Origin of the sequence: uncultured Cyclobacterium sp. (assembly GCF_963976465.1) — a bacterium.
Lineage (GTDB): Bacteria > Bacteroidota > Bacteroidia > Cytophagales > Cyclobacteriaceae > Cyclobacterium.
In genome coordinates, this window is the sequence record NZ_CAXBOC010000403.1 from 1 (window position 1) to 5490 (window position 5490).

Genomic DNA, 5490 nt, shown 5'->3' on the forward strand with positions numbered 1-5490 from the left:
TTAAACCCTTATTATGCAAACAATCCTAGGTTCTAATGGCGCAATAGGTACAGAATTAGCTAAAGCTTTAGCAGCTTATACGCAGCAAATAAGACTAGTCAGCAGAAACCCCAAAAAGGTAAATGATACGGATGAAATATTTCCTGCAGACGTGTTAGATGCCAAAGCTTTAAAAAAAGCCATACACGGTTCTTCAATTGTATATGTCACTGTTGGATTTACCTACAGCCATAGGCAGTGGGCTGAGAAATGGATACCTTTCATTAAAGACCTAATAACTATTTGTTCTGAAGAGAACTGTAAGCTGGTCTTTTTTGACAATATCTATATGTATGCCCCCCATTTTCTCAACGGAATGACTGAGGAAACGCCAGTTAACCCATCAAGCAAGAAAGACCTTATTAGGGCGGAAATTGCAAAGATGATTTTGGATGCGATCAAAAAAAATAAAATCCAAGCGCTTATAGCCAGATCAGCAGATTTCTATGGTCCTTCAATATCAAATAATAGCCTTCTTACTGAAACTGTTTTCAAACCACTTAGCCGCGGTAAAAAGGCAAATTGGCTAATCAGTGACCGTTTTTTGCATTCTTTCACCTATTCTATTGATGCTGCAATTGCCACCGCTCTACTAGGGAATACTGAAAAGGCTTATGGAGAAGTTTGGCATTTACCAACTGCTTCTGCACCTTATACCGGTAAACAATGGATCGAAAAAATTGCAAAAGAACTAAAAACCGAGCCCAAAACTCAACTAGCACCTAAGTTTCTTGTTAAAGTGATGGGATTATTCAACTCCATTATGAAAGAATCTGTGGAAATGCTATATCAGTATGATAGGGATTATGTTTTTGACAGCAGTAAATTTGAAAAGACTTTTAATTTTACACCAACCTCCTATGACTTGGGTATAAAAAAAATAGTTGAAACTGATTACAAACAGGTTAAAAATTAATTACCCCCCAAGTTGAGAAATGGAATTATTTGCTCGTGAAACAGACCCCTCCAAAAACCTTCTCCCATATGATGGTACGGTAAATTATTATGGGAAATTGTTTGATCAAAGGGAGGCAGACCATTATTTCTCCATCTTAATGAAATCGATCGAATGGAAAAATGATGAGGCCATCATTTTCGGTGAAAAAATTACCACCAAAAGAAAAGTGGCTTGGTATGGAGAGGAAGCTTTTGAATATACCTATTCCAAAACAACAAAATCCGCACTTCCTTGGACTCAAGGCCTACTTGAATTAAAGCTTTTAATAGAAAAACAAACTGGTGAAACCTATAACTCTTGTTTACTCAACCTTTATCATGACGGTAGCGAAGGCATGGCTTGGCACAGTGATGCAGAAAAGGACTTAAAAAAACAGGGAGCAATCGCTTCCTTAAGTTTGGGTGCAGAAAGAAAGTTTGCTTTTAAGCATAAGGAAACTAAAATTAAAAAAGAGCTTATTTTAGAAAATGGAAGCTTGTTAGTAATGAAAGGAAGCACTCAAAATTATTGGCTTCATCGATTACCTCCTACCAAAAGGGTATTTGGTCCTCGGGTTAATTTAACTTTCAGAACGATTGTAAAAAAACGAGATTTATAACCTATTTTTAAAGCATATCTATGAAGATTTATCGATCAAAAATAGGATTGGAACTGGTTATTCCCGTTGGGCTATTGTTTCTCTGGATTTCCTATAATATGTATCTCAATCAAATCTGGATAGGTCTATTGATCCTGCTTCTAACCAGTGTTTTCTTAGGCTATTTGCTTCGCTCTATAAAATATCGCATTGATCCGGACAACCTACATATTTACGGTGGCTTTGGTAGTCATAAAAATATTCCAATACAGGACATAACGAAAGTAGTTGAAACCCATAATCCCTTAAGCTCAGCTGCAGCATCCTTAGATCGTTTGGAAATATTTTTTAACAAATATGATAGTGTTCTTGTCTCCCCAAAGGAAAAAAAAGAATTCATCGCAACTTTATGTCTTCAAAAGCCTACCATTGAGGTATTGCTTAAAAAGAAATGATGCAATGTTAAAATCGAGTAAGTGATAAGTAGTAAAAAATCCCCAAATCCAAGAAGCACCTTTTTTCTGGATTTGGGGATTTATTTAATGGTTGATTTCGTTATTCTAGCATTATTTTGCAGGAACCCAAAGTACCGCATCTGCAACTACCGTTCCATCGGAACCCTCCGTACTTACCGTTACAAAAGGGTTTGTCCCAACTTCTAAGCTATTGGTTCCAACTTTCACCCATTCCCCTCGGGTTTGGCCTTCCACCCTAATGTCAGATTCTTTAACAATAACTTCATTTTCTGTTTCCCCATCAGAAATGGTAATCTTCGTTTGACTACTCGCATTCTCAGTTCTGGAAAAATAAACATAAACATCATAATCTCCATTTTCAACCACTTCCGGGCTAAACTTGACGGTGTTAATAGAATTTTTATTTTCGGAACTTTTCAATAGTGTTGGGCCATAGCCATGCCTATTTTGTTGTTCCCATGCACCGGTTACCTCTACCCCCTCATCATCGTTGTCCACTAAAATCTCTGCAGTACTTCCGTCTGCCAAAGGATTAGACCTAAGTTCTGTTTGTAATTTTTCGATGGACAAATCTTGAACAGATAGCCCTTCATCCAAAGCCAAGCTAGCCGCCACAGCCGCCGATTGACCAAGCACCATAAAAACAGGTTCCATCCGAATAGATCCGTAGGCTATATGGCTGGCAGATAAAGCCACCGGTACCAAAAGGTTTTTTGCTTCATTGGACTTTGGAATGATAGATCGATAGGCAATTGGATAAGGGCCAAACCCTCCAATCTCTACATTGCCTTCATTTTTCACCATCTTTTTCCCATCCTTTTCAACCACCACTCGTTGGATATTATGAGAATCCATAGTATATGCAGCCATTCCGACGCCATCTTCAACAACTTCCTCACCTACACAATTGGCTTGGGTCATCACATATTCTCCTACCATTCTTCTCACTTCACGCACATAAAGCTGTGGAGTCCAGTGATCAGTGTCCCCATATTCGTCTTTTGGGTAACCCCATTCATTCATGAATTCTTGAAGTTCTTTGGGAACTCTCGGATCTGTTTTGTAAAAATAAAGCAGGGATTTGGTATAAAAAGTGTGGGCATCGATAATTTCCTGGCGTTTTTCATAACTCCCTTCCGGATATTCATGATTCATCCCTATCATATCAGTGGAAAAACCTCCCCTATTGTTAATATCTGTCTTGTTGTTTGGCATTCTACTCCAGATAAAATACTGGTTAATCGTTCTTTTTTCAGGCTGAGCCTCAAAAAGCCTCACCAATAGGTCAAACATGGAAGGATCGTAACCCTCAGGTTTGGTGATTTCTATTCTGTTATCGGGATCATTGGTCAGGCAAATCCTATAGTTATAAGCTTGAATCTTATCATCCCCTGTACCATCCTCAGCAAGTGTCCCTTCACTTATACCCCATAGGAGTCCGCTTGATGGATCTCCCGGGACTTTATAGGGGTCTACCCCATCCGGAAACTGATGTCCGTTCATTAACTGCACACCGTTGTATGTCTCACCATAGACTTCATTGGCTTCCCTGCCAATGGCATAGGTCACCCCTGATTTGGCCATGAGATCTCCTTCATAGGTGGCATCAATAAACATTTTACCTGCTACTTCTCGTAAAGGTTCTGTAAGGTTGGCTGCATTTTCAAGAGCAATTTTGGTAATTATACCTTCCTTATTCTCAACCTCTTGAACCCTAAACCCATATTGAACGGTAATTCCGGCACGGTCAAGGTATTCCTGAAATGTGGCTTTGGCTACACTGGGTTCAAATATCCATTGTTCAAATTTCCCATAATGGTCCCCAAGTTTTCTATAAAAGTCTCTGGACAGTCCTGTTACAGCAAACTTATTCCCAATGTCTGTATACCCTAAGCCACCGGTGGTCAGCCCCCCCAGGTGTTGACTGGGTTCAATTAGCAAAACGGATTTCCCCATTGTTTTGGCGGTGTAAGCTGCGATGACTCCGGAAGAGGTCGCACCATACACGACCACATCGTACACTTTTTCTTCCGATTTCTCAGGAGATGAACAAGAACTCATGATGCTTGAAAAAATCAAGCAAAGTAAACCTAAGTAGTTAATATTTTTTTTCATTATTTTTCATCAATTGGTTTTTGTAAATACAATTAATCTTAAATCCATTACTTGGCTCCCCGGGATATTGAGCGCTGTCAGAGATAAGGTTGCCTCACCTTTTTCTAAATCGATTTCCCCTAATGGCATGGCTCTGAAATCTTTTACATAAGACTCCATTCTTTTAACTCGGTCATTTTCCATTCCCTTTAATGGTGGGTCATGCCCTACCTCCACTTTTCCATCAATATAATTTTCTCCTAATTGAAGCCTAAAAGTGGAGCCTACATCTTCCTGTGGGCAGGTATAATATAATTCAACCTCATACTTACCGGCCTCCAGCACTTCTACATCCCAAGTGATGCTGTCTTCCAAACTTCGCCAGTTTTCAAAAAATGAATCATTGGGAAAGCGATTGGATCTTTGGACTTGCCCATGTGCTTCTCCATCTCGGGCAGGCATTTGTGTGTATTTTGCCCCGGGAGCGCCTAAGGTAAATGAGCGTGTTGTAAGGTCTTTTTCTAATTCATCAGCCATCTCTTTTTCCCAAGTCTCTTTTGCTGAACTAAGTTTAGCTGTTAATTCCGGCTTACTATCTTGTATTGGCTGTTGTTGAAAAGGATCCTTTGCCATATCAAACAAGTTCCCTTCGTGATCAAGGAGAAATTGCTGGGTCCTTAAACTGGTTCGACTATTCCAATGGCGGTATATGATTCTATCTTCCCAAGGAGGGTTTTCATTGACTATTAAAGGTTTTAAACTTTTCCCATCAATCGATTGATCTGCATTGTAAGAAATTCCCAACAAATCCATCAAGGTTGGAAATAAATCTATTGCTCCGGCAATTTCCTTAATAATTTTCCCCTCGGGAATTGTTCCTTTCCATTGCATAAAAAAAGGACTTCTAACCCCTCCTTCATCTGTGGAACCTTTTCTTCCTTTCATTCCTCCGTTCCACCTAAAACTATTGGGACCATTGTCACTAAAATAAATCACAATGGTGTTTTCTTCTAGTTTTAGCTTCTTTAATTGATCCATCACTCGCCCCACATTCCAATCGATATTTTCACACATGGCCAAAGCCGCTTTTGTAAAAGCCGGCGCTTCAACATTGACCAGGCTATCAAGCTTTTTGTCGGCAAAGGAATCGTACCAACGGTCTGGTACCTGCATGGGGGAATGAGGAGTATTAAGTGGCAAGTAAACCAAAAACGGTTTGTCTTTATTCTCCTCAATAAATGCCATGGCCTTTGAAGTAAGGTCATCCGGAAGAAAACCCTGCCCTTGTACTGGTTTTCCATTGTGTTCTAATGGAGGGCTAAAATAATTGCCCCAATGACCGCTAC

Annotated in this window: 5 protein-coding genes; 3 read left to right on the forward strand and 2 right to left on the reverse strand. The window is 39.7% G+C overall.

The features are described 5' to 3' along the window. Window positions 1-13: 13 nt before the first annotated feature. From AAC037_RS18910 to AAC037_RS18920, 3 genes are read left to right on the forward strand one after another with little or no spacing between them, the layout of a single operon-like run. A complete protein-coding gene (locus AAC037_RS18910; RefSeq protein ID WP_339904790.1) occupies window positions 14-955 on the forward strand; it encodes an NAD(P)H-binding protein in 942 nt (313 codons plus the stop codon). 19 nt (window positions 956-974) lie between these two features. Then, window positions 975-1595 carry an alpha-ketoglutarate-dependent dioxygenase AlkB gene (locus tag AAC037_RS18915; RefSeq protein ID WP_339904792.1) on the forward strand — a complete coding sequence of 207 codons (621 nt, stop codon included), beginning with the start codon at window positions 975-977 and terminating at the stop codon, window positions 1593-1595. Between the two features lie 20 nt (window positions 1596-1615). Beyond that, on the forward strand, window positions 1616-2029 hold the full coding sequence (locus AAC037_RS18920; protein WP_339904793.1) for a PH domain-containing protein: 414 nt from the start codon (window positions 1616-1618) through the stop codon (window positions 2027-2029). Window positions 2030-2140: 111 nt separating this feature from the next. Here AAC037_RS18920 and AAC037_RS18925 read toward each other — a convergent pair whose 3' ends face one another. Together AAC037_RS18925 and AAC037_RS18930 are read right to left on the reverse strand one after the other, a co-directional pair. Next, window positions 2141-4165: an FAD-dependent oxidoreductase gene (locus tag AAC037_RS18925; protein ID WP_339904795.1), complete on the reverse strand. Its 2025-nt coding sequence runs from the start codon at window positions 4163-4165 to the stop codon at window positions 2141-2143. 9 nt (window positions 4166-4174) lie between these two features. Beyond that, the coding region (locus tag AAC037_RS18930; protein ID WP_339904796.1) for a sulfatase-like hydrolase/transferase at window positions 4175-5490 on the reverse strand (1316 nt) is incomplete at its 5' end.